This is a genomic window from Sphaerisporangium flaviroseum, assembly GCF_039537005.1.
Lineage (GTDB): Bacteria > Actinomycetota > Actinomycetes > Streptosporangiales > Streptosporangiaceae > Sphaerisporangium > Sphaerisporangium flaviroseum.
Map to the genome: position 1 here is coordinate 181,035 of NZ_BAAAZR010000019.1, position 21,851 is coordinate 202,885.

General features: G+C 69.4%; 18 protein-coding genes. 6 read left to right on the plus strand and 12 right to left on the minus strand.

All coding sequences use genetic code 11. The features are described 5' to 3' along the window. The first annotated feature begins 62 nt into the window (after positions 1 to 62). Positions 63 to 962 (plus strand): RNA polymerase sigma factor SigJ, encoded by a 900-nt coding sequence (gene sigJ, locus ABD810_RS25330; protein WP_344945305.1) that lies wholly within the window; start codon positions 63 to 65, stop codon positions 960 to 962. Here sigJ and ABD810_RS25335 read toward each other — a convergent pair. Next, the gene (locus ABD810_RS25335; RefSeq protein ID WP_344945307.1) at positions 959 to 2,203 is read right to left on the minus strand and encodes a helix-turn-helix domain-containing protein; all 1,245 of its coding nucleotides are present in this window, start codon (positions 2,201 to 2,203) and stop codon (positions 959 to 961) included. The two genes, sigJ and ABD810_RS25335, sit on opposite strands and share 4 nt — an antisense overlap. A gap of 396 nt (positions 2,204 to 2,599) precedes the next feature. Here ABD810_RS25335 and ABD810_RS25340 point away from each other — a divergent pair, with 396 nt between their 5' ends. Next, complete coding sequence (locus tag ABD810_RS25340) at positions 2,600 to 3,025, plus strand: ATP-binding protein (RefSeq protein WP_344945309.1); 426 nt, start codon at positions 2,600 to 2,602, stop codon at positions 3,023 to 3,025. A gap of 33 nt (positions 3,026 to 3,058) precedes the next feature. Next, positions 3,059 to 4,003 (plus strand): MerR family transcriptional regulator, encoded by a 945-nt coding sequence (locus ABD810_RS25345; protein WP_344945311.1) that lies wholly within the window; start codon positions 3,059 to 3,061, stop codon positions 4,001 to 4,003. Positions 4,004 to 5,144: 1,141 nt separating this feature from the next. On the opposite strand, the gene ABD810_RS25350 is transcribed toward ABD810_RS25345, so the two are convergent. Continuing rightward, the gene (locus ABD810_RS25350; RefSeq protein ID WP_344945314.1) at positions 5,145 to 7,397 is read right to left on the minus strand and encodes a molybdopterin-dependent oxidoreductase; all 2,253 of its coding nucleotides are present in this window, start codon (positions 7,395 to 7,397) and stop codon (positions 5,145 to 5,147) included. Positions 7,398 to 7,563: 166 nt separating this feature from the next. Here ABD810_RS25350 and ABD810_RS25355 point away from each other — a divergent pair, with 166 nt between their 5' ends. Together ABD810_RS25355 and ABD810_RS41295 are read left to right on the plus strand one after the other, a co-directional pair. Then, positions 7,564 to 8,046, plus strand: a complete 483-nt coding sequence (locus ABD810_RS25355; RefSeq protein WP_344945317.1) for an SRPBCC family protein — start codon at positions 7,564 to 7,566, stop codon at positions 8,044 to 8,046. Positions 8,047 to 8,152: 106 nt separating this feature from the next. Then, positions 8,153 to 8,803 carry a Clp protease N-terminal domain-containing protein gene (locus ABD810_RS41295; RefSeq protein ID WP_486387625.1) on the plus strand — a complete coding sequence of 217 codons (651 nt, stop codon included), beginning with the start codon at positions 8,153 to 8,155 and terminating at the stop codon, positions 8,801 to 8,803. 88 nt (positions 8,804 to 8,891) lie between these two features. On the opposite strand, the gene ABD810_RS25365 is transcribed toward ABD810_RS41295, so the two are convergent. Further along, positions 8,892 to 9,947, minus strand: a complete 1,056-nt coding sequence (locus ABD810_RS25365; RefSeq protein ID WP_344945320.1) for a GNAT family N-acetyltransferase — start codon at positions 9,945 to 9,947, stop codon at positions 8,892 to 8,894. A gap of 187 nt (positions 9,948 to 10,134) precedes the next feature. Here ABD810_RS25365 and ABD810_RS25370 point away from each other — a divergent pair, with 187 nt between their 5' ends. Continuing rightward, on the plus strand, positions 10,135 to 11,802 hold the full coding sequence (locus tag ABD810_RS25370) for an amidohydrolase (protein WP_344945322.1): 1,668 nt from the start codon (positions 10,135 to 10,137) through the stop codon (positions 11,800 to 11,802). Between the two features lie 121 nt (positions 11,803 to 11,923). On the opposite strand, the gene ABD810_RS25375 is transcribed toward ABD810_RS25370, so the two are convergent. The 9 genes from ABD810_RS25375 to uvrC all read right to left on the minus strand — a co-directional run bounded on the left by ABD810_RS25375 (position 11,924) and on the right by uvrC (position 21,825). Beyond that, the gene (locus ABD810_RS25375) at positions 11,924 to 12,268 is read right to left on the minus strand and encodes an RNA polymerase-binding protein RbpA (protein ID WP_344945325.1); all 345 of its coding nucleotides are present in this window, start codon (positions 12,266 to 12,268) and stop codon (positions 11,924 to 11,926) included. A gap of 108 nt (positions 12,269 to 12,376) precedes the next feature. Then, the gene (secG, locus tag ABD810_RS25380) at positions 12,377 to 12,610 is read right to left on the minus strand and encodes a preprotein translocase subunit SecG (RefSeq protein WP_262843803.1); all 234 of its coding nucleotides are present in this window, start codon (positions 12,608 to 12,610) and stop codon (positions 12,377 to 12,379) included. A 128-nt stretch (positions 12,611 to 12,738) separates the two neighbouring features. Continuing rightward, positions 12,739 to 13,524 (minus strand): triose-phosphate isomerase, encoded by a 786-nt coding sequence (tpiA, locus tag ABD810_RS25385; RefSeq protein ID WP_344945331.1) that lies wholly within the window; start codon positions 13,522 to 13,524, stop codon positions 12,739 to 12,741. A 7-nt stretch (positions 13,525 to 13,531) separates the two neighbouring features. Continuing rightward, on the minus strand, positions 13,532 to 14,719 hold the full coding sequence (locus ABD810_RS25390; RefSeq protein WP_344945333.1) for a phosphoglycerate kinase: 1,188 nt from the start codon (positions 14,717 to 14,719) through the stop codon (positions 13,532 to 13,534). Beyond that, positions 14,719 to 15,723, minus strand: coding sequence for a type I glyceraldehyde-3-phosphate dehydrogenase (gap, locus tag ABD810_RS25395; RefSeq protein ID WP_344945336.1), 1,005 nt, complete (start codon positions 15,721 to 15,723; stop codon positions 14,719 to 14,721). Before gap ends, ABD810_RS25390 begins: the two co-directional genes overlap by 1 nt. Positions 15,724 to 16,679: 956 nt before the next feature. Continuing rightward, positions 16,680 to 17,660, minus strand: a complete 981-nt coding sequence (whiA, locus tag ABD810_RS25400; RefSeq protein ID WP_344945339.1) for a DNA-binding protein WhiA — start codon at positions 17,658 to 17,660, stop codon at positions 16,680 to 16,682. A 138-nt stretch (positions 17,661 to 17,798) separates the two neighbouring features. After that, entirely contained in the window at positions 17,799 to 18,716 is a 918-nt protein-coding gene (locus ABD810_RS25405) for a gluconeogenesis factor YvcK family protein (RefSeq protein ID WP_344945453.1), read from the minus strand. 272 nt (positions 18,717 to 18,988) lie between these two features. Further along, positions 18,989 to 19,855 carry an RNase adapter RapZ gene (gene rapZ / locus ABD810_RS25410; RefSeq protein ID WP_344945456.1) on the minus strand — a complete coding sequence of 289 codons (867 nt, stop codon included), beginning with the start codon at positions 19,853 to 19,855 and terminating at the stop codon, positions 18,989 to 18,991. A 77-nt stretch (positions 19,856 to 19,932) separates the two neighbouring features. Beyond that, entirely contained in the window at positions 19,933 to 21,825 is a 1,893-nt protein-coding gene (gene uvrC, locus ABD810_RS25415; protein ID WP_344945459.1) for an excinuclease ABC subunit UvrC, read from the minus strand. Between the last annotated feature and the right edge of the window lie 26 nt (positions 21,826 to 21,851).

A 21,851-nucleotide genomic window follows, 5' to 3' on the forward strand; every position in this document is an offset into this window, starting at 1 on the left:
AAGGTCTCACCAGCCCGACGACACGGGCCCGCGAAAGGTAAGGCGAGGAGGCGATCGGGGGCATGGGGACGGCTGGGACGAGCACCGATGAGATAGCCGGTGAGCGGCGCCAACTGATCAATGTCGCCTACCGGTTGCTCGGTTCACTGGCCGAGTCGGAGGACGCCGTACAGGAGGCCTACGCGCGCTGGTACGCGCTGCCGCGAAGTCGGCAGGACGAGATCGTGTCCCCCGGCGCCTGGCTGACGACGGTGACCGGCCGCATCTGCCTGGACGTGCTCGGCTCGGCGCGGGCTCGGCGTGAACGCTATGTCGGCGTGTGGTTGCCCGATCCGCTGCCCGACCACGCCGAGTGGGACCACGGCCACGGCGCCGACCCCGCCGACCAGATGATCATGGACGAATCGGTGACCATGGCCTTCCTCGTCGTCCTGGAGTCGATGACACCCGCCGAGCGGGTGGCGTTCGTCCTGCACGACGTCTTCCGGTACCCCTTCGCCGAGATCGCCGGCATCATCGGCCGGACCCCTGCGGCCTGCAAGCAGCTCGCGGCCTCCGCCCGGCGCAGGGTGCGCGTCACGCGGGCTCCGGTGACGGCGGCCGGACAGGCCGACACGGTGCGGCATGTCAAGCAGGCATGGGAGACCAAGGACATCGCGGCCCTCGTCGACCTCCTCGACCCCGCAGCCGTGATGACCGCCGATGGCGGCGGCATGGTCGATACCGTCCTACGCCCGATCGAAGGCGGTGTGCGCATCGCCCAGTACATGGTCGCCATCGCCGACAACGCTCCGGGGCTCGAACTCCTGGAGCGGTCGGTCAACGGTGTGCCAGGCCTGGTGGCCCTGCGTGCCGGCGCCGTCATGACCGTGGCCTCGTTCGATGTCGCCGACGGCCGCGTCACGCGGATCTGGGCGGTCCGCAATCCGGCGAAGCTGCGGCCGTGGCTGCGGGACCGCTAGGCCGCGAGGAGCCGGTCGTATCGGTGCGCGAACTCTGAGGAGTCCCCCGCGACCACGCGCAGCGGCGCCAGCTCCTGCAGCGTCCGCCTCGACCCGGCCACGTACGGAAGCAACTCCAGCCCTTCCGCCAGGGCATCCCCTTTCGCTCCTGACCTCAACAGCGCATTGGCCAGGCAAGCACGGCCGAAGGACCGGTTCCGATCCGTCTCCCACGTGTCCACGGATCGCTGGTAGAAATCGACGGCGGCCTCCGGCTTCCCGAGCGAGATCGCCGTCCGGCCTTCGAAACTCAAGATCTCCGCTTCGCTGACGAAGTCGATCCAGAACGGGTCGTCATCGCGGCCTCCGCGTTCGAATTCGCGCCAGGCGGTCGCGATCGACCTGCGACACGCGAGTTCATCGCCGAGCGCGGCATGTGCGGAGGTCTCTCGTAGTGCGAGTAGAGCGTACAAGCGCGGTGTGCCCCAGTGACGGGCCGCATCTCTGGCCGTGGTGACATAGCGCAGGGCTTCCCGCGCGCGCCCTCGGCTCCGCCGGCCGAACCGTGCGGCCTGCATGGCGAGCAGGGATGCGGTTTGCACGTGAAGCCGCTGATCGTCCGCATGATGGGCGTACACGTATGCCTCGTCGTACAACCTCCTGGCGAGATCTTGATCGCCAGAATCGTAGGCGCACCAGCCCGCGCAGAGACTCAACTCTCCAACCGTCGACAACAGCCGCAGGCCCACCGCCTCGGTGTAATCAGCCTCATCGAGCATCCGCCGTGCCCGTACGAGCTGGCGCAGAGCAGGCTGAAGGAGGCTTTCACCGCCCACTCGCTGATCTTCAGCGGAGAGGCGGTGGATTGTCGCTTTGAGGTGCTTGAGGTGAGCGGTGTCGACCCGGGCCGGCACATTCAAGGAGCCCCACCCCATGCCGGCCGCCAGGCTCCCGGCCAGAACCCCGGTGAAATGCCGACGATCAATCTCCATATCTTGCTTTGTTCCCTCAAATGCCACACTTTCCACCGGTTTGCCGGTGAGCAGTGGCATCAGAGCATCACGCGGCATATCAATGGCATCAGCGAACCGGAGCAGCTCGCGGACGTCATACAGAGTGTCGCGCTCGCCGCTCTCGATGCGGTTGACCGTGCTCTGCGACCAGCCCACCAGGCTTGCCAGCTCAAGCTGGCTCAGCCCCATCGCCGCGCGCACGATGGCGACGAACGCCGGCATGTCGGCGGAGGCCAGCGCCTCACGCATCGGCGCGGAGTCCCACAGCCACACGGGCACCACCGGACGCGCGCCCCGGCGATCCCGCAGGCACGGAGCGCACATCGCATCGCCGCTGTAGCGGCTCAGCCTCGTACGCCGGCAGCGCGAACACAGCCGCTCCTCCACTCGCCCAAGCCCTTTCATGAAGCCAGGTGATCTCCCCTGGCACGCGGACGGGAAAGGCCGATTCTCGTCACATATATCCCGTGGGGAAATCCGCCGGACGCGTCACCGTACGGCCCACCGGCCGTACCGGCGATGCCAATGTGTCATGACCCGACGTCACCGATCAATGACAATACGGTGTTTCCCTTTCGTCCTTTCCGGCAGACGCTGACAGCCGCCCGAGAACAGGATGCCGGGCGGTGAGGGAAAGGAATGCCGATGCTTTCCGGCGAGCGTGTGAGCCACGTTTTCGTGGTCGTTTCCACCATCGACCAGGTGCCCCTCGCCCGGCACGAAACGGCGAGGATTCTGGCGTCGTGGCACATCGACACGGAGACCGCGTTCACCGCCGGCCTGATAGTGACGGAACTGGTCGCCAACGTGGCCGAGCACGCCGCCGCCGAATCCCCCACCGCCACGGTCATGCTCGCCGCCGACGCCCACTGGCTCACCGTCGCCGTGCACGACACCCACCCGCGCCTCCCGCGCGCCCTGGCGACGCCTCACGACGACGGCGGCCGGGGGCTGCGTATGGTCATGCTCCTGACCGAGGAGGCCGGAGGTCTGCACACCGTGGAACCGACCGCCTGCGGCGGCAAGCACATCGTCGTCCACCTCCCGCTTCGCGTCGGCCTGCCGGCTTGAATCTCCTCCAGGGGGAGGTGCCAGGGTGGGGGCATGGACGGCGACACGCTTTACTCGATCGGTGATCTGGCCAGGCGTACCGGGCTGACGGTCAAGGCCATCCGGTTCTACTCCGACCGCGGGATCGTGCCGCCCACCGACCGCAGCCCGGCCGGCCACCGCCTCTACGACATCGACGCCGTCGCACGCCTGGATCTTGTACGGACGCTGCGCGACCTCGGCGTGGACCTTCCCACGATCCGCAGGCTCCTGGACCGGGATATCTCGCTTCCCGAGGTCGCCGCGGCGCACGCCGAAGCACTGGCGGTGCAGATCTGGACGCTGCGCCTGCGGCGCGTGGTGCTGACGGCGGTGGCCGAGCGCGGGTCCACCCCTGAGGAGATGGATCTCATGCACAAGCTGGCCAAGCTCTCCGAGGACGAACGCCGACGCCTGATCGGCGACTTCCTCGACACCGCCTTCGGCGGGCTGGGCGCCGACCCTGGATACGCGGGGATCATGCGCTCGATGACCCCCGAACTGCCCGACGACCCCGACGCCGGGCAGGTCGAGGCGTGGGTGGAGTTGGCCGAGCTGTCCCAGGACCCCGATTTCCGCGCCGGCATGCGGCGCGTGGCCGAGCTTTACGCGGCCGAGCGCGCCCAGGGCGGCGGCACCACCGTCCCGCGCCGCGACATCGCCGCTGCGGCCCGTGACCTGGCCCGCCCCGCCCTGGCGACCGGCGTCGACCCGGCCTCGCCCGAGGCCGATCCGATCGTCGCGGCGGTCACGGCACACTACGCGGACCTCTTCGGCCGGCCCGGCGACGCCGACCTCCGGCGCAGGCTGCTGACCCGGCTGGAGGCCACCAACGACCCTCGCAGGGAGCTGTACCTCCGGCTCCTCGCGGTGATCAACGGGTGGCCGGCGCCCGAAAGCCTGGCGCCGGAGCTCGACTGGTCGATCGAGGCCTTGCGTGCCCGGACACCGGCGGCGTGACGCGCGTCCCACGCGGCGCGAAGGGCGGGAGGTAATCCCCACCCCCAGCCCGCCGACCCGAGCCTCAGCAGGCATCAACCGTGAAACGGTTCGGCGAGGAACCCATGAAATGGTCCGGCGAGAATAGGCCCCGACTCACCCACCCACCCCCGGTCGCCCGCCGCTAACGGCGCCGGCTTCACCACCCCGCCCCCCGCCGCATCGGCGCCGCACCACACGCTCCCAGCACCGGAAGGTAATCCCCACCCCCAGCCCACCGACCCGAGCCTCAGCAGACATCAACCGTAAAACGGTTCGGCGAGGAACCCATGAAATGGTCCGGCGAGAATAGGCCCCGACTCACCCACCCACCCCCGGTCACCCGCCGCTGACGGCGCCGGCTTCACCGCCCCGCCCCCCGCCGCATCGGCGCCGGTCGAGAAGTCCCAGCGGTAACGGGGGTTGCGGACCGCAAGCCATCGTGACGAGACATGATCGCGAGCTAAGAATCTGAAGGCGGCGACCGAACCGGGGGTCATGGGGCCGGATTTAGGTGAGGTCTTGTTGGTGAAGGGTCGAGTGAACCGTACGGCTCACCTCGCGGCGGATGCGAGCGTCGATCACTTTCGGTGCCCCGGTGGTGTGTTGCGGCGCCGACGCGGCGGGAGGAAGCGCGGTGAACCCGGCGCCGAGTACGGCGGGCAGCCCGGGGTGGGCGGGTGAGCCGGGGCCTATTCTCGCCGACCACACCGCACATTCATGCTCACCGATGTCCGACCATTCCGATCATCCCGATCATTACGCACGTTCATGCCCGCCGATGGCCGACCAGTCCGATCATTCCGACCATCACGCACGTTCATGCCCGCCGATGGCCGACCAGTCCGATCATTCGGACCACTACGCACGTTCATGCCCGCCGATGGCCAGGTCGCAGCGGATACGAGCGCCGACCACCTCTGGCGCCCCGGTGGTGTGTTGCGGCGCCGACGCGGCGGGAGGAGACGCGGTGAACCCGGCGCCGAGTACGGCGGGCAGCCCGGGGTGGGCGGGTGAGCCGGGGCCTATTCTCGCCGACCACACCGCACATTCATGCTCACCGATGGCCGGACCATTCCGACCATCACGCACGTTCATGCCCGCCGATGGCCGACCAGTCCGATCAGGCGAGGGCCTCGACGCGGGCGGGGACGTGTTTGTGCCAGGGGGTTCCCGCGTACGGGTCGCGGTCCTCGGAGGCGGTCAGCTCGTTCGGCGCGGCACCCGTCGTGACCTCGCCGTGCTCACCCGGATAGGACAGTCCAAGGCCGTTGGGGAGGGAGATGTGCCCGGCCTGCAGGGTGTCGGTGATCTCGACGGTGGCCTCCACCGAGCCCCGCTTGGTCGTGACCCTCGCCACAGAGCCGTCGTACAGGCCGAGGCCCGCCGCGTCCTTGGGGCTGATGCGCAGCACGCCCGCCACGTCCCGTTTGCGCCAGGAAGGGTCGCGGAAGATGGTGTTGGCGGTGAAGGCGCGCCGCTCCCCCGCCGACAGAACGAAGGGGAAGTCCGGCCGCGCCACGGGTCCGGGGCCGAGGGTCCGTAGCTCTTCGAGCAGGTCGGGCAGCGCCAGGTGGATCTTCTTGTCAGGAGTACCGAGGCGCTTCCAGCCGTCTCCGGGCTCGTCGACGGTGAAGACGACGCCGGAGGGGTTGGCGAGGATCGCGTCGAACAACCGGTCGCCGAGCTCGAGCCCTTCCCCCTCGATGCCGGCTCGCCGCACCGCGTCGGGGTGGGTCATCGCGACCTTCACGGCCTGCGCCCACAGCGAGGCGGCGGCCGCCGCGCCGTCCGGCAGGGTCGGGCCGAGCGCCCGGTAGAGCAGGACCGGCGCGACCTTGGCCGCCGCCGGGTCGGCCAGCGCGGCCAGGAAGGCCTCCGCGAAGGCCGCTCGGCTCCGCTCGGCCGCCTCGCGCAGCGGCCGCACCTGCTCCTCGGTGACCGCGCCGATCGCCTCGCACAGCCGGGCGTGGATCTCCGGTTCCGGCAGCAGGTCGGTGCCGGGAGGCGGGTCCAGCACCGGAGGCCGCAGGTGGAAGTAGTTGGCCGGTGTCTCCAGGTTGAAGAACGTCGCCTCCCACTTCTCGAACTGCGAGGGCGCGGGCAGCACGTAGTCGGCCAGCCGCGCGGTCTCGGTCATCGCGACGTCGATCACCACCAGCAGGTCGAGCGCGCCCAGCGCCTCGCGCATCCGCCGTGAGTCGGCGAGCGAGTGGGCGGGGTTGGAGGTCTCCACCATCATGGCCCGGTAGCGGCGGGGATGGTCGGTGAGGATCTCCTCGGCGACCACGTTGGAGGGCACCAGTCCGGAGATGATGCGGGCTCCGGCCACCGGGCTGAACCGTTCGGGTCTCGGCCCATGGTGGGAGAACGAGATGAAGGGCGCGAACAGGATCGGCGGATTGTTGGTGCCCGGACGGCCGAAGTTCCCGGTGAGCAGCCAGAGCAGGTTGTCGAGGTAGCTGTTGAGGGTGGAGTGCAGCGTCATCTGCACCCCGAGGTCCTCGAAGACGGCCACGCTCGCGGCGTCGGCGATGCGGCGCGCGGCTCCACGTACCAGCCCTTCGGGCACGCCGGAGATCTCGCAGTACTCGGAGACGGGGACCGACCGCAGGACCGCTCGGACCTCCTCCGTGCCCACCGCGTGGGCCTCCAGCCACGCGTCGGCGACCAGGTCCTCCTGGACGAGCACCGCGGCGAGGGCGGCGAGCAGCCACGCGTCGGTGCCCGGCTTGAGCTGGAGGTGGATGTCGGCCAGTTCGGCCGTCTCGGTGCGCCGGGGGTCGATGACGATCATGCAGCGGCCGGGGTCGCGCGCGATCTCCCGCAGGGTGGGGCGGGCGCGCGGAATGCCGTGGGACTGCCAGGGGTTCTTGCCGACGAAGACCGCCACCTCGCACTTCTCGAAGTCACCGGTGGCAGTGGTGCCGAGCATGCGGTCGGAGACCCAGAACAGGCCGGTCTTCTCCTGCGCGAGGGCGTTCGAGCGGTAGCGGGCGCCCAGAGCGCGCATGAACGCCCCCGAGTACGAACCGCCGAGGTGGTTGCCCTGTCCGCCGCCGCCGTAGTAGAAGATCGACTCCCCGCCATGGGCGTCGCGGACGGCCGAGAAGCGTGCCGCGATCTCGGCGATGGCGGTGTCCCAGTCGATGCGCTCGTACGTGCCGTCCGGCCCGCGCCGCAGCGGATGGGTCAGCCGGTCGACGCCGTTCTGGTAGTGGTCGAGGCGGAGGGGCTTCTCACAGGTGTATCCCTGGGACGACGGATGGGCCTTGTCCCCGCGGATCCGGTCGAACCGCCTTCCGTCGAGCCGGATCTCGATGCCGCAGTTGCAGGCGCACAACACGCACGCCGAGGGCCGCCATTCGGTGTCCATGTCCGCCTCTTCCCCCCCGAGTTGAGTTCACGAATCATACCCAGCGTAGAGCAGGACGTCTGTTTTGTCTTGACCACGGTGATGGCTTAGCGTTTCTGGTCTTGATCCGGCGATGGCGGGATCTCACTGGCCGCACGGGGATGGGCCGAAGCGTGAAAGGAGCACAATGACTGGAACTTCGCCCACGTCGGCGGTCAGCGCGGAGTACACACTCACCTACCTCCTCGGCGCGCCACGCGCGTTGGTCTACCAGGCCTGGACCGACCCGGAGCACTTCAGCCACTGGTTCGGCCCCCGCGTCTACACGACTCCCGTCTCCAAGATCTCGATGGACCTGCGGCCGGGTGGCATCTGGCGTGCGGCCGTGGTGGCCCGAGACGGCAGCGAGCAGGTCCTGGACGGCGTCTACCGGGAACTGAGCCCTCCCGAGCGGCTGGTCTTCACCACCGGCGATCCTGGCAACACCACCGGCGACCTGGCCTCCGTGGTCACCATCGTGCTGAACGAGCGGGACGGCGGGACCGAGATGGTGTTCCACCAGGCCGGGTACAACACCGACCAGGCCCACGCCGACGCCTCCAAGGCAGGCTGGCTGGAGTTCTTCGACCGGCTGGACGAGCACCTGACCGGGCACTCACCGAAGGCGTGAGCCTCCCGTAGCGGGCGCGCGTGGGCCATAGTGGAATAAGCCGCACCGAGTCGGTCGCTCCGCGAGCGGCCCGGCCGACTTCATCGAACGCACTCGGAGGCCCTACGTGTTCGAGCGCTTCACCGACTCCGCCCGTCGCGCCGTGGTCGCCGCCCAGGAAGAGGCCAGACGGCTCGATCATGACTACATCGGCACCGAGCATGTGCTCCTGGGGCTCCTGGGCGAGGGCAAAGGGCTGGCGGCAACGGTCCTGAAAGCGCACGGGCTCACCGTGGACGGCGTCAGGACGAACATCGAGGAGCTCGTCGGACCTGGTGAGAGCACTCCCGGAGCCCACATCCCCTTCACGCCCCGGGCCAAGAAGGTGCTCGAACTTTCCCTGCGCGAGGCCCTTCAGCTGCATCACAACTACATCAGCACCGAGCACATCCTGCTCGGCCTGATCCGTGAGGGCGAGGGCATGGCCGTCCAGGTGCTGACGCTCCACGAGGTCGACCTGCAGGAGGTGCGGGAGCAGCTCATCAACGGAGCGAAGGCCCGCAGGGTCCGTCGTCTGGGCCACCCCTCCGAGGAGGCCGTCCTGATGGCCACCTCACCGTCCGTGGGGTCGCGCCTGGAACGCATCCTCGAAAGCCTCGAAAGGATCGAACGGCGGCTGGACGCCCTCGGCGCCCCGCCCGCTCCGCCCGCCCCGCCCGCTCCGGAAGAGGGCGAGGACCCCGGCCCGGCCAAGGCCGATCCCGAAGCGACGGGGTGACCCGGCGAACCAAGCGCGCCAGCCGTGATCCGAAGTCCCCGAGCGACCCCGGATCACGGCGGTGGCGGCCTGTGCCGGCCGTGACCGCTCAGCCGCGGCCGGCTGCGGCCGTGGTGTGCGGAACCGCCACCATCGCGCCCACCGGGATCCGCGCCTCCAGCACACCGGGATCCTCGGTGTAGGCCAGCGTGGCGCCGAGAGCCTGCATCAAGCGGCGCATCCGGACGTTGTCGGAGAGCAGCGACGCCCTGACCTCGGCGAATCCGAGGTCGCATGCCTCCTGCACCAGCATGCGGGCCAGCGCGCCACCGAGGCCGCGCCCCTGCCACCGGTCCTCGACCAGGAACGCCATCTCGGCGATGCCGGGATCCGGGGTGAAGATCAGATTCGCCAGGGCCACGACCTGGCCGTCGTGTCCCGCGACGAGCGAGTGCCCGCGGTCTCGGTCGCAAAGCCGGTCGAACATGCGCGGCGGCAGGGCCGGCATGGCGGTGAAGTAGCGGAACCGGCGCGAATCGGGAGAGCACCGGTCGTGCAGATCACGTACGGCCTCGCGGTACAGCGTGGTGAGCGGACGCACCTGCACCTCCACCCCGTCGCTGAGCAGCACCGGGCGCTCCGCCGAGGTGGTCTCCGCCGGCGGCTGCGCCAGCCGTACCAGCGCCGCCGCCCGTGCGGCCTCGGTCAGCGTGAAGGGAAGCCCGATCCGGCGGAGGCGAACGGCGCGGCGCGGCGCGACGGGCACGGTGAGCAGCGTCGGATCCGGAAGGTCGGACGACAGGTCCGCCCCGTACACCCACCGCGCGTCGTCGGCCCGCAGCAGTTCGCCCAGCACCTGCGGCAGCCGCCAGGGCATGGCGCGCAGCCGGGCGGCGAGCAGCAGGACGCGGGTGGGCTCGTCGGTCAACTCGTGGGCGGTGGCGGGCACGACCTGCACCCGCCGGCCGCCGGCCGCCTCCAGGGCCTCGCGTACGGACTCCGCGGACGCCGGGATGTCGGCGACGAACTCGTCCACGGTGCCGTCGGTGTCGGGTTGGACGCTGAGACCGAGGATGTTGCCCCCCTTGGCCGCGAGCGCGGCGGTGAGGGAGGCGAGACGTCCGGGACGCTCGTCCACCGTGGTACGAATCCGCAAGAATCCCATGAAACCCCCTGTTGTCAGGACATCAGAATGCCGCCGGACTGTTACAGAACTGCTACACAGGGATGAGCTGGCGGTTTCGTTTACATACTTTGTCGCTGAACGCCGGATTTGATACGACATGTCGTGAATCGCCGGTGCTTTCCGGTGGCAGGCTGCGGACCCACGACCGATATAGCAGGATGTGGCGATGACCGATCTGCTCTTCCGCGGGGGCCGCGTCTTCACCGGTTCGACACGCTCCTCCGGCACCTCATATCCCGGCGCCGGCCGCTCCGGCCTGCCCGCGTTCGCCGAAGCGGTGCTGGTCCGCGACGGGCGGATCGCCGCCGTCGGCGCCGAGGCCGACGTCGCGGGGCAGGCGCGCCCCGGCCACGAGACCGTCGACCTCGGCGGCAGGCTGCTCACCCCCGGGTTCACCGACGCCCACATCCACCCCGTCCAGGCCGGCCTGGAGCGGGCGAAGTGCGAGCTGTCGGAGGTGTTCGGCCTCGCGGCGTACATCGAGCGGATCGCGACATACGCCAACGCCCATCCTGGCAAGGACTGGGTCGACGGCGGCGGCTGGGACATGGCCGCGTTCCCCGGCGGCCTCCCGCACCGTACGCAGATCGACTTCGTCGACCGCCCCGTCTACCTGATCCAGCGCGACCACCACGCGGCCTGGGTGAACACCCGCGCCCTGGAGATCGCCGGGATCACCGCCGCGACCCCCGACCCCGCCGACGGCCGGATCGAGCGCGACCCCGACGGAACCCCGAGCGGCGTCCTGCACGAGGGCGCCATGGATCTGGTCGGACTGCTCACCCCCCGGCCGTCCGCCGGCGACGTCGACGCCGCGCTGCTGGACGCGCAGGCGTACCTCTTCTCCCTGGGCATCACCGGCTGGCAGGACGCGATCGTCGGCTCGTACGCGGGCTCGATCGACCACTACCCGGCCTACCTCTCCGCTGCCGGCTCGGGACGGCTGAAGGCACGGGTCGTCGGCGCCCTGTGGTGGGACCGGACCCGCGGGGCCGAGCAGATCGAGGAGATGGTCGAGCGCCGCTCCCAGGCGGGCGGGCTGTTCTCCGCCGGCTCCGTCAAGATCATGCAGGACGGCATCGCGGAGAACTTCACCGCCGCCGTCATCGAGCCCTACTGCAACTGCGGGCCCGACCAGCGCGGCCTGTCGTACGTGGACCCGGGCCTGCTGAAGGGCTACGTCGCCGAGTTGGACCGCCTCGGCTTCCAGGTGCACTTCCACGCCATCGGCGAGCGGGCCGTACGGGAGTCGCTGGACGCCCTGGAAGGCACCGCGCCGGGAAACCGGCACCACATCGCCCACCTGCAGATCGTCGAACCGTCGGACGTGCCGCGTTTCGCCCGGCTCGGCGTCACCGCCAACCTCCAGCCGCTGTGGGCCACCCACCACCTGCAGATGGACGAGCTGTGCATCCCCTACCTCGGGGAGGAGCGCTCATCCTGGCAGTATCCCTTCGCCGACCTGGTGCGCACCGGTGCCCGGCTGTGCGCGGGCAGCGACTGGCCGGTCTCCTCCGCCGATCCGCTGCAGGGCATGCACGTCGCGGTCAACCGCACCGAACCCGGCGGCTCGGTGCACGCGGACTACCCGACGGCCCAGACGCCGTTCCTGCCCGGGCAGAGCCTCGACCTCGCCACGGTGATGACCGCCTACACCGCCGGATCGGCCTGGATCAACCACGACGACGAGGCCGGCGTCATCGCGCGGGGCAACCGCGCCGACCTGGTCGTGCTCGACCGTGACCCGTACGAGCTTCCGGCCAGGGAGATCTGGACCACCGAGGTGGCCATGACCTTCGCCGGCGGCGACCTGGTGTACGAGCGCCCGGCCTGATCACCGCGCACGCGTCGGCGCCGGCAGGCGCGCATGCGTCGGCGCGGGTCCCGGCAGGAACGTGAGAAGGCCCCCGCGGTGCCGCGGGGGCCTTCTCACGTGCAAGCTCAGACCGGAGGGGTTACCAGGGCGAGCGGTTGTTGCGGAGCCGCTCCAGGGCCTCGGCGAGGATCGCGGCGCCGTCGGTGTCGCTGCGCCGCTCCTTCACATAGGCCAGGTGCGTCTTGTACGGCTCGTTGCGCGGAGGCGCGGGCGGGGCCGACTCGTCCTGCCCGGCGGGAAGCCCGCACCGGGGGCAGTCCCAGTACTCCGGGACGGCCGCGTCACTGGCGAAGCTCGGACGCGTCTCGTGCATGTTGGCGCACCAGAACGCCACCCGTACTCGAGGGGCCGCCTCGCCACGCTCGGCCTCCCCCATCGGACCGGCGCCGACACGGCTACCACGGATCGCGTTGCCACTACCCACGGATGAACTCCTCGCTTGATCGCCCCACCACAGGCGGGGAAAGAATCTCTGTCAGGCTCTGTCCGGAACGGCCGCTACCCCCGGTAGCACCGTCGACCCGGTAGGCCACTACGCCGGCTTGAGCAGCAGGCCCAGCGCGATGATGCAGACGAACCAGATCGTGCCGGTGATGACCGTGAGCCGGTCAAGATTCCGCTCCACGACCGAGGACCCGCCGAACGACGACGTGAACCCGCCACCGAAGAGATCCGAGAGGCCGCCACCCTTGCCCTTGTGGAGCAACACGAGCAGCACCATGAGAGCGCTCGACAGGATGAGGGCGATGGAGATTCCGATAGTCACCGTTGACCTGTTCTCTGTGCGCGCGCCGAGGCGCGACCTGACCTGCCCGGCTGTCGCCGGGGTGACGATTCAAAGTTTCTCTTCGAGGGTACGTCGTAATGTCAACTCGTACCTCCGAAACAGCTCAGCTAGCCCGACATTTCACCAAAACGGCAAATCTTAACGAACTCGACCGGGTCGAGGCTCGCTCCGCCGACCAGGGCACCGTCGACATCAGGCTGAGCCATGATTCCGGCGATGTTGTCAGACTTGACCGACCCACCGTAAAGGATACGGACGGCGTCGGCCACCTCGCCGTCGTACAGCTCGGCGAGTCGCGCGCGGATGGCCCCGCACACCTCCTGCGCGTCGTCGGGCGTGGCCACCTCACCGGTGCCAATGGCCCAGACCGGCTCATAGGCGACGACCAGCGACTTGGCCTGGTCGGTCTTCACGCCGTTCAGCGCCGCGTCGAGCTGCGACACGGTGAAGGCGACGTGACCACCCGCCTGGCGCACCGACAGGCCCTCGCCCACGCACAGGATCGGCGTGATCGAGTGCCGGTAGGCCGCCTGCACCTTGGCGTTGACGACCTGGTCGTCCTCGCAGTGGTGCTGCCGCCGCTCGGAATGACCCACCAGGACGAACGAACAGCCCAGCTTGGCGAGCATCGAGCCGGAGATCTCACCGGTGTAGGCACCGGTGTCGTGCGCCGACAGGTCCTGCGCACCGTACTCGATGCGCAGCTTGTCACCGTCCACCAGGGTCTGCACGCTGCGCAGATCGGTGAACGGCGGCAGCACGACCACCTCGGCACGGTCGAGGTCCTTGTCGGTAAGCGTGAACGCGAGCTTCTGGACCAGCGCGATGGCCTCAAGGTGGTTGAGGTTCATCTTCCAGTTACCGGCGATGAGCGGCTTGCGGGCTGTGCTCATGTGTCGCTCAGTCCTCCAGCGCGGCGAGTCCGGGGAGGGTCTTGCCCTCAAGGTATTCGAGGCTGGCTCCGCCACCGGTCGAGATGTGGGAGAAGCCATCCTCGGGGAGACCGAGCTTACGCACGGCGGCGGCCGAGTCGCCACCACCGACCACGGTGTACGCGTCAGAGGCGATCAACGCCTCGGCCACGGCACGGGTGCCGCCCGCGAACGCGTCGAACTCGAACACGCCCATCGGGCCGTTCCAGAACACGGTCGCGGCGTCGGCCAGCTTGCCCGCGAAAAGCTCACGGGACTTCGGGCCGATGTCGAGGCCCTCACGGTCGGCGGGGATAGCCGTCGCCTCGACCACCTCGTGCTCGGCGTCCTCGGCGAACTCGGTCGCCGCGAGCACGTCCACGGGAAGGACGAGCTCCACGCCTCGCTTGTCGGCCTCGGCGATGAAACCGCGCACCTGGTCGAGCTGGTCCTCCTGCAGCAGGGAATTGCCCACCTCGTGGCCCTGGGCCTTGAGGAAGGTGTAGGCCATGCCACCGCCGATGACGAGGCGGTCGACCTTGCCGAGCAGGTTGGCGATCACGCCCAGCTTGTCGGAGACCTTCGCGCCGCCGAGCACCACGACGTACGGCCTGGCGGGGTCCTCGGTGAGCTTCTTCAGCACCTCCACCTCGGCCACGACCAGGCCGCCGGCCGCGTGCGGGAGCCGCTTCGGCACGTCGTACACGCTGGCGTGCTTGCGGTGCACCGCGCCGAACCCGTCGCCGACATAGAGCTCGGCGAGCTCGGCGAGCCGGTCGGCGAACACGCCGCGCGCCTCGTCGTCCTTGGACTCCTCACCCGGCTCGAAGCGGAGGTTCTCGATGAGAGCCACCTCCCCGGCGGCCAGGCCCTCGACCGTGCTCCGGGCGGAGTCGCCGACGACGTCGGAGGCGAACCTCACCGGACGGCCCAGCAGCTCGCCCAGGCGGGCGGCCACCGGGGCCAGCGAGAACTCCGGCGTCACCTTGCCCTTGGGGCGGCCGAGGTGAGCGCACACGATCACCCGCGCGCCGCGACCGGCGAGCTCGTTGATCGTCGGGACCGAGGCGCGGATGCGGCCGTCGTCGGTGATGGTGTCCCCGTCGAGGGGGACATTCAGGTCGGCGCGTACGAGCACGCGCCGACCCTTGACGTCGAGGGAGTCGATGGTCCGCATCAGAGCCGCGCGCCCACCAGCTCGATGAGGTCACCGAGGCGGTTCGAGTAGCCCCACTCGTTGTCGTACCACCCGATGACCTTCACCTGGTTGCCGATCACCTTGGTCAGGCCGGCGTCGAAGATGCAGGAGGAGGGGTCGGTGACGATGTCCGAGGACACGATCTCGTCCTCGGTGTAGCTGAGGAAGCCACGCAGCGGGCCCTCGGCCGCGGCCTTGAGCGCGGCGTTGACCTCCTCGACCGAGGTCTCACGGCCCACCTCGACGGTGAGGTCGGTCGCCGAGCCGGTGGGGATCGGCACCCGCAGCGCGAAGCCGTCGAGCTTGCCCTTCAGCTCGGGAAGCACCAGGCCGATGGCCTTGGCGGCGCCGGTGGAGGTGGGGACGATGTTGATCGCGGCGGCGCGGGCGCGGCGCAGGTCCTTGTGGGGGCCGTCCTGGAGGTTCTGGTCCTGGGTGTAGGCGTGGATCGTGGTCATCAGACCCTTCTCGATACCGAAGGTGTCGTTGAGGACCTTTGCCATGGGGGCCAGGCAGTTGGTGGTGCAGGAGGCATTGGAGATGATGGTGTGCGCGGAGGGGTCGTACTTGTCGTGGTTGACGCCCATGACGATGGTGATGTCCTCGCCCTTCGCGGGGGCGGAGATGATCACCTTCTTGGCGCCGTTGTCAGCGTGGACCCGGGCCTTGGCGGCGTCGGTGAACAGACCGGTGGACTCCACGACGACGTCGACGCCCAGCTCGCCCCAGGGCAGCTTGCCGGGGTCGCGCTCGGAGAACACCTTGATCGCCTTGCCGTCGACCGTGATCTCCTCGGCCGTGCTCTTCACCTCGTACGGCAGGCGGCCCAGGATGCTGTCGTACTTCAGCAGGTGGGCAAGGGTGGCGTTGTCGGTGAGGTCGTTAACCGCCACGACCTCGATGTCCTTACCGCTGGCCGCTACGGCTCGCCAGAAGTTGCGGCCGATTCGGCCGAAGCCGTTGATGCCTACGCGGATGCTCACGGAACCAGATCTCCTCGAACGTCGTGCGCCGGCTCGTGCCGGCGTCGTGGCGGGCTGAAACCTCAGATAACCCTACCGGGTGATAATTGGTGTAGACCACATAGCACTCCCCTTTGCCAACCCCGCCCATCCCCGGCCTCATCCCCCCAGCTCAACGGGGACACCACCCTCCCCCGACAATCCCATCGTCGCCACCCTCGACACCAACACCCTCCATACCCAACCCCGGCCCCGAACATCGGCCCCCGCACCGCGGGCCCCGCTGATAACCCCAGCATCAATGAGCACCAACACGAAGATTGACCGGCAAGAACGGGCCCCGACTCACCCACCCACCCCCGGTCCCCGCCGCACCACGGCGCCGGATCCACCGCGCCACCTCCCGCCGCGTCGGCGCCACAAAACCACGGTCCGGACACCGAGAGCTGATCGGCACCCGTATCGCCCGTATCGCCCGTATCGCCCGCGCCGCCGCACCGCCAGCACCCCGGCACCCGGCGGCACCCGGCACCGCCGGCGACCCGAGCATCAGCAACCACGAACACGAAGATTGACCGGCAAGAACGGGCCCCGACTCACCCACCCGCCCCCGGTCCCCGCCGCACCACGGCGCCGGATTCACCGCGCCGCCTCCCGCCGCGTCGGCGCCGCAAAACCACGGTCCGAACACCGGGAGCTGATCGGCACCCGTATCGCAGGCACCGCAGGCACCGTAGGCACCGCGCGCACCGCCGGCGACCCAAGCATCAACGAGCACGAACGCGGCGATTGACCGAGCATCAGCGAACACGAACACGAAGATTGAGCCGCAAATCTACGGTCCGGGCACCGGAGGTGGTCAGCGCCCGTATCGCTCGCAGCCCGAGCATCAGCGAGCATGAACGCTCCCGCTCTTCGAACAGGCCACGCCCAGCACAACGACCCCGGCCGGGGTCGGCCGGGGTCGGGTTAATGGGTTATGGGGCCAGCATGTCCGCGGTCAGGTTGGCGTCGGTGCTCGCGATGCCGAGGTCCGAGGCGCGTTTGTCGGCCATGGCCAGCAACCGCCGTATACGTCCGGCGATGGCGTCCTTGGTCAGTGGCGGGTCGGCGATCTGCCCGAGCTCCTCCAGCGACGCCTGCTTGTGCTCCACCCGCAACCGCCCGGCGATCACCAGATGCTCGGGGGCCTCGTCGCCGAGGATCTCCAGCGCACGCTGGACCCTGGCACCCGCGGCCACCGCCGCACGAGCCGACCTGCGCAGGTTGGCGTCGTCGAAGTTGGCCAGGCGGTGGGCCGTGGCGCGCACCTCGCGGCGCATGCGGCGCTCTTCCCACGCCAGCACGCTGTCGTGGGCGCCAAGACGGGTGAGCAGCGCGCTGATCGCGTCGCCGTCCCTGACCACGACGCGGTCGACGCCTCGCACCTCACGCGCCTTGGCGTGGATCTTGAGCCGCCGCGCGGACCCGACCAGCGCCAGCGCCGCCTCGGGCCCCGGGCAGGTCACCTCCAAGGACATGGAACGGCCCGGCTCCGTCAGCGAGCCGTGAGCCAAAAACGCGCCCCGCCACGCGGCCTCGGCGTCGCAGGTGGCCCCCGAGACCACCTGGCGCGGCAGACCACGGACCGGGCGACCATGGTTGTCGATCAAGCCGGTCTGGCGTGCCAGCGCCTCGCCGTCGCGGTACACCCTGACGACGTATCTCGAACCCTTGCGCAAACCGGCGGGCGCCAACACCAGCACCTCGGCCTTGTGCCCGAACACTTCCCCGATGTCCTTGATCAGACGCCGGGCGGTGACATTGGTGTCGAGCTCCGCCTCGATCACGATGCGTCCGCCCACGAGGTGCAGCCCGCTCGCGAACCGTAGCAACGTCGATACCTCGGCCTTGCGGCAGCAAGGTTTCAGCACCGTGAGACGGCTCAGCTCGTCCTTCACCACACCCGTCATGGCCATGTGCCTGTGTCCTCCCCCAAACAGACGCGTCTCATGGTCGAAGCCGCGTCGACGCACCCCGTGAACGTTGTCTCCGCCCGACGCGGCTCCATCGGCCCCCGGCAAGTCTCTCGCACCCGGTGGGTGCACTGACCAGGATCAACGCTTCCCACGGAAAATCTCGTCCAGGACCGAGGCAAGCCGTCGTGCATCATGCCTCGGCGAGCCGTCGGAGGCCGCCACGTCGGCGAGGACCAGACGCCCGCCGAGGGCGTCGGCGGCCTTCTCCAACTCCTCACGCTCCTCCACCACCCCGCGATCGGCGAGCACCACGTCGACGGTGAGGTCGGGCGCGTGCTCGCGCAGTACTTGAAGATGCTTCTCGGCGGAGAAGCCGTCGGTCTCGCCCGGCTGCGGGGCCAGGTTCAACGCCACCAGCCGCCGGGCGGCGGTGGTGTGCAGCGCCTGGGCGAGCTGGGGCACCTTGAGGTGCGGCAGCACGCTGGTGAACCAGGATCCGGGGCCGAACACCACCCAGTCAGCGTCGCGCACCGCCTCGACGGCTTCGGGACAGGCGGGCGGATCGGCGGGCACCAGAGAGATCGCCTGGACGTTGCCGGGGGTCACCGCGCAGGCCACCTGACCCCGGACGACGCTCACCAGGCCGTTGAGCTCGACCTCGGCCTCGATGTCGATCGGGACCGACGCCATCGGCAGCACCCGGCCATGCGCTCCGAGCAACCGGCCCACCCAGTCGAGCCCCACCACGGGGTCGTCGAGCAGTTCCCAGAGCGCCACGATCAGCAGGTTCCCCACGGCATGACCGTGTAACTCGCCCTCGCTGCGAAAACGGTGCTGGACCACCTTGCTCCAGGTCTGACCCCAGTCGTCGTCACCGCACAGGGCCGCCAGGGCCATCCGCAGGTCACCGGGCGGCAGGACGCCCAGCTCGCGCCTAAGGCGCCCACTGGAGCCACCGTCATCGGCCACCGTCACCACCGCCGTCAGCTCCCCTGTGACCCTCCGTAGAGCCGACAGAGAGGCATACAACCCATGCCCACCCCCAAGCGCGACCACCCGCGGGTCACCCGAGCTGGAGGCGGGAAGATTCTGGTTCATCACGCGGGGGTCGCTGCTGCGGCTCGCGGGGTACGGATGGGCGTGGTCGGGCTTGCTGCTTTCGAGGCCATAGAGAGATCCTCCCCCGGCCGCGCCGTAGTCCTCGCCGTTTCCGATCTGCCGGCCCGAAGCCACACCCCGCGAGACCCCACCCTCGCCCCAATCGGCCCCGCCCACCCCTGGCGAACCCGCAACCCGGGCTGGATCAGAGGATGTCCCGCTCTCCTCGCTCACTCGCGGCCCACATCTCGATGGCTCACCTGCACTTCCATGCCCCGGTCGCGCAATCGTGCGCCGATCTGCTCGGACATGGCCACGCTCCGGTGCTTGCCTCCGGTGCACCCGACGGCGAGGGTGGCATATCCCTTGCCCTCGCGGACGTAACCGGTCGCCACGACGCCCAGAACCTCCTCGTAGGCGTCGAGGAACTCCTTGGCACCCGGCCGGTTCAGCACGTAGTCGCGCACGGGGGCCTCCAGGCCGCTCATCGGGCGGAGCTCCGGCACCCAGTGCGGGTTGGGCAGGAACCGGCAGTCGACCACGAGATCGGCGTCCACCGGCAGTCCGTACTTGAAGCCGAAGGACACCACGTTGACCCGCAGGCCCGGCCGGTCCTCGCCGCCGAAGTACGAGACGATCTTCCCGCGCAGCTCGTGAACGTTGTGGGAGGAGGTGTCGATCACCAGGTCGGCGTTGGCCCGGACCTCACGCAGGATGCCGCGCTCCCTGGCGATGCCGTCGACCAGCCTGCCCTCACCCTGCAGCGGGTGCGGACGCCGGACGTTCTCGAAGCGGCGGACGAGCTCCTCGTCGCTGGCCTCGAGAAAGACCACCCGTACCCCGACCCCGCGCGCTTCTAGCTCCTCGATCGCGGTGTTGAGGTCGGTGGTGAACGCCAGGCTCCGGACGTCGACCACGGCGGCGACCTTGTCGGTGTCGAGGTTGACCCGCCCGGCCTCCTCGGCCATCGCGAACAGCATGCCCGGCGGCAGGTTGTCGATGACGAACCAGCCCAGGTCTTCCAGGGCTTTCGCCGCCGTGCTCCGCCCGGCTCCGGACATGCCGGTCACGATGACGAACGCGGTGTCGTTCACCACGCTCTTGCGGCCTCGTGGGCCGCCGGACAGCGAGCGCGAAGTTTCGTGCTCATTTCCGTTTCCGCTGGTCTGCTCGGTCACGTGGCCTCCCCCTTGAGCGCCGCGACGATCGCCTCGGCCGTCGAAAGCCCGATGCCGGGAACCTCGCAGATCTCGTCGACGGTAGCCCCCTGCAACCGTTTGACGGATCCGAAGCGCTTCAGCAAAGCCTGCTTGCGCGTGGACCCGAGTCCGCGAATGTCGTCAAGCACGCTCTCTGTAACAGACTTGGCGCGTTTCGATCGATGGTAGGTGATGGCGAATCGGTGAGCCTCATCGCGCACCCTCTGTAGAAGATAGAGCCCTTCGCTGCTCCGGGGCAGGATGACAGGCTGGTCGTCGCCCGGAAGCCAGACCTCTTCGAGCCGCTTGGCCAGGCCGCTGACCGAGACGTCGTCGACCCCGAGCTCGTCGAGAGCCCGCTGAGCCGCCGCCACCTGAGCCGGGCCGCCGTCGACCACGACCAGATTGGGGGGATAGGCGAACCTCCGAGGCTTGCCGGTCTCGGGGTCGATCGGCTCTGGATCGAGCTCGCCGCTCGCCGCCCGCTCCTCCACATGGCGCTTGAACCGCCGGTAGATCACTTCGTAGATGGAGGCGACATCACCCTGGCCGGCTGTGCCCCGGATCGCGAACCGCCGGTATTCGCTCTTGCGGACCAGGCCGTCCTCGAACACCACCATGGACGCCACGACGTCATCGCCCTGGAGATGGGACACGTCGTAGCACTCGATGCGCAGCGGCGCCTGGTCGAGGTCGAGCGCGTCGGCGATCTCCTGCAGGGCGCGGCTGCGCGTGGTGAGGTCGCTGGCCCTGCGCAGCTTGTGCTGGGCCAGCGACTCCTTGGCATTGCGCTCGACGGTCCCCATCAGCGTCTTCTTGTCGCCGCGCTGGGGCACCCGCACCTCGACCCTGGCGCCCCGCTGCTCGGACAGCAGCTCGGCGACGGCGGCGGCCTCAGGAGGCAGGACGGGCACCAGGACCTCGCGGGGCACCGCCTCGGGAGTGGCCTCGCCGTACATCTGGAGCAGGAAATGCTCCACCAGGTCGCCCGGGGTGGACTCCTCCACCTTGTCGACGACCCAGCCGCGCTGGCCGCGGATGCGGCCGCCACGCACGTAGAAGACCTGGACGGCCGCCTCCAGCGGGTCTTCGACGAGCGCGACCACGTCGCAGTCGGTGCTGTCGCCGAGGACCACGGCCTGCTTCTCCAGGGCTCTCTGCAGCGCCTGGATGTCGTCGCGCAGCCGCGCGGCCCTCTCGTACTCCTCGGTGCCGGCGGCGTCGCGCATGGCGCGCTCCAGCCGTTTGATGAAGCGGGTGGTGTTGCCCGCCATGAAGTCGCAGAAGTCCTCGGCGAGCTGCCGGTGCTCCTCCTCGGTGACCTTGCCGACGCAAGGGGCGGAGCACTTGTCGATATAGCCGAGCAGGCAGGGCCGCCCGATCTGCCCGGCCCGCTTGAACACCCCGGCGGAGCAGGTGCGCACCGGGAACACCCGGAGCAGCAGGTCGACGGTCTCGCGGATCGCCCAGGCGTGGGAATAGGGCCCGAAATAGCGGGTGCCCTTGCGCTTGGCGCCGCGCAGCACCTGCACCCGTGGGAAGGCGTCACCCATGGTGACGGCGAGGAAGGGGTAGGACTTGTCGTCCCGGTATTTGACGTTGAACCGGGGGTCGAACTCCTTGATCCACGAGTATTCGAGCTGGAGGGCCTCGACCTCGGTGCCCACGACGGTCCAATCGACCGCGGTGGCCGTGGTGAGCATCGTCTGGGTGCGCGGATGCAGGGAGGCGAAGTCGGCGAAGTAGGAATTGAGGCGCTGCCGCAGGCTCTTGGCCTTGCCGACATAGATGACCCGCCCCTGGGCGTCGCTGAAGCGGTAGACCCCAGGAGACTCGGGTATGGACCCCTGCTCGGGCCGGAAGCTCAGGGGGCTGTTCGCGGATCTGGCCACGT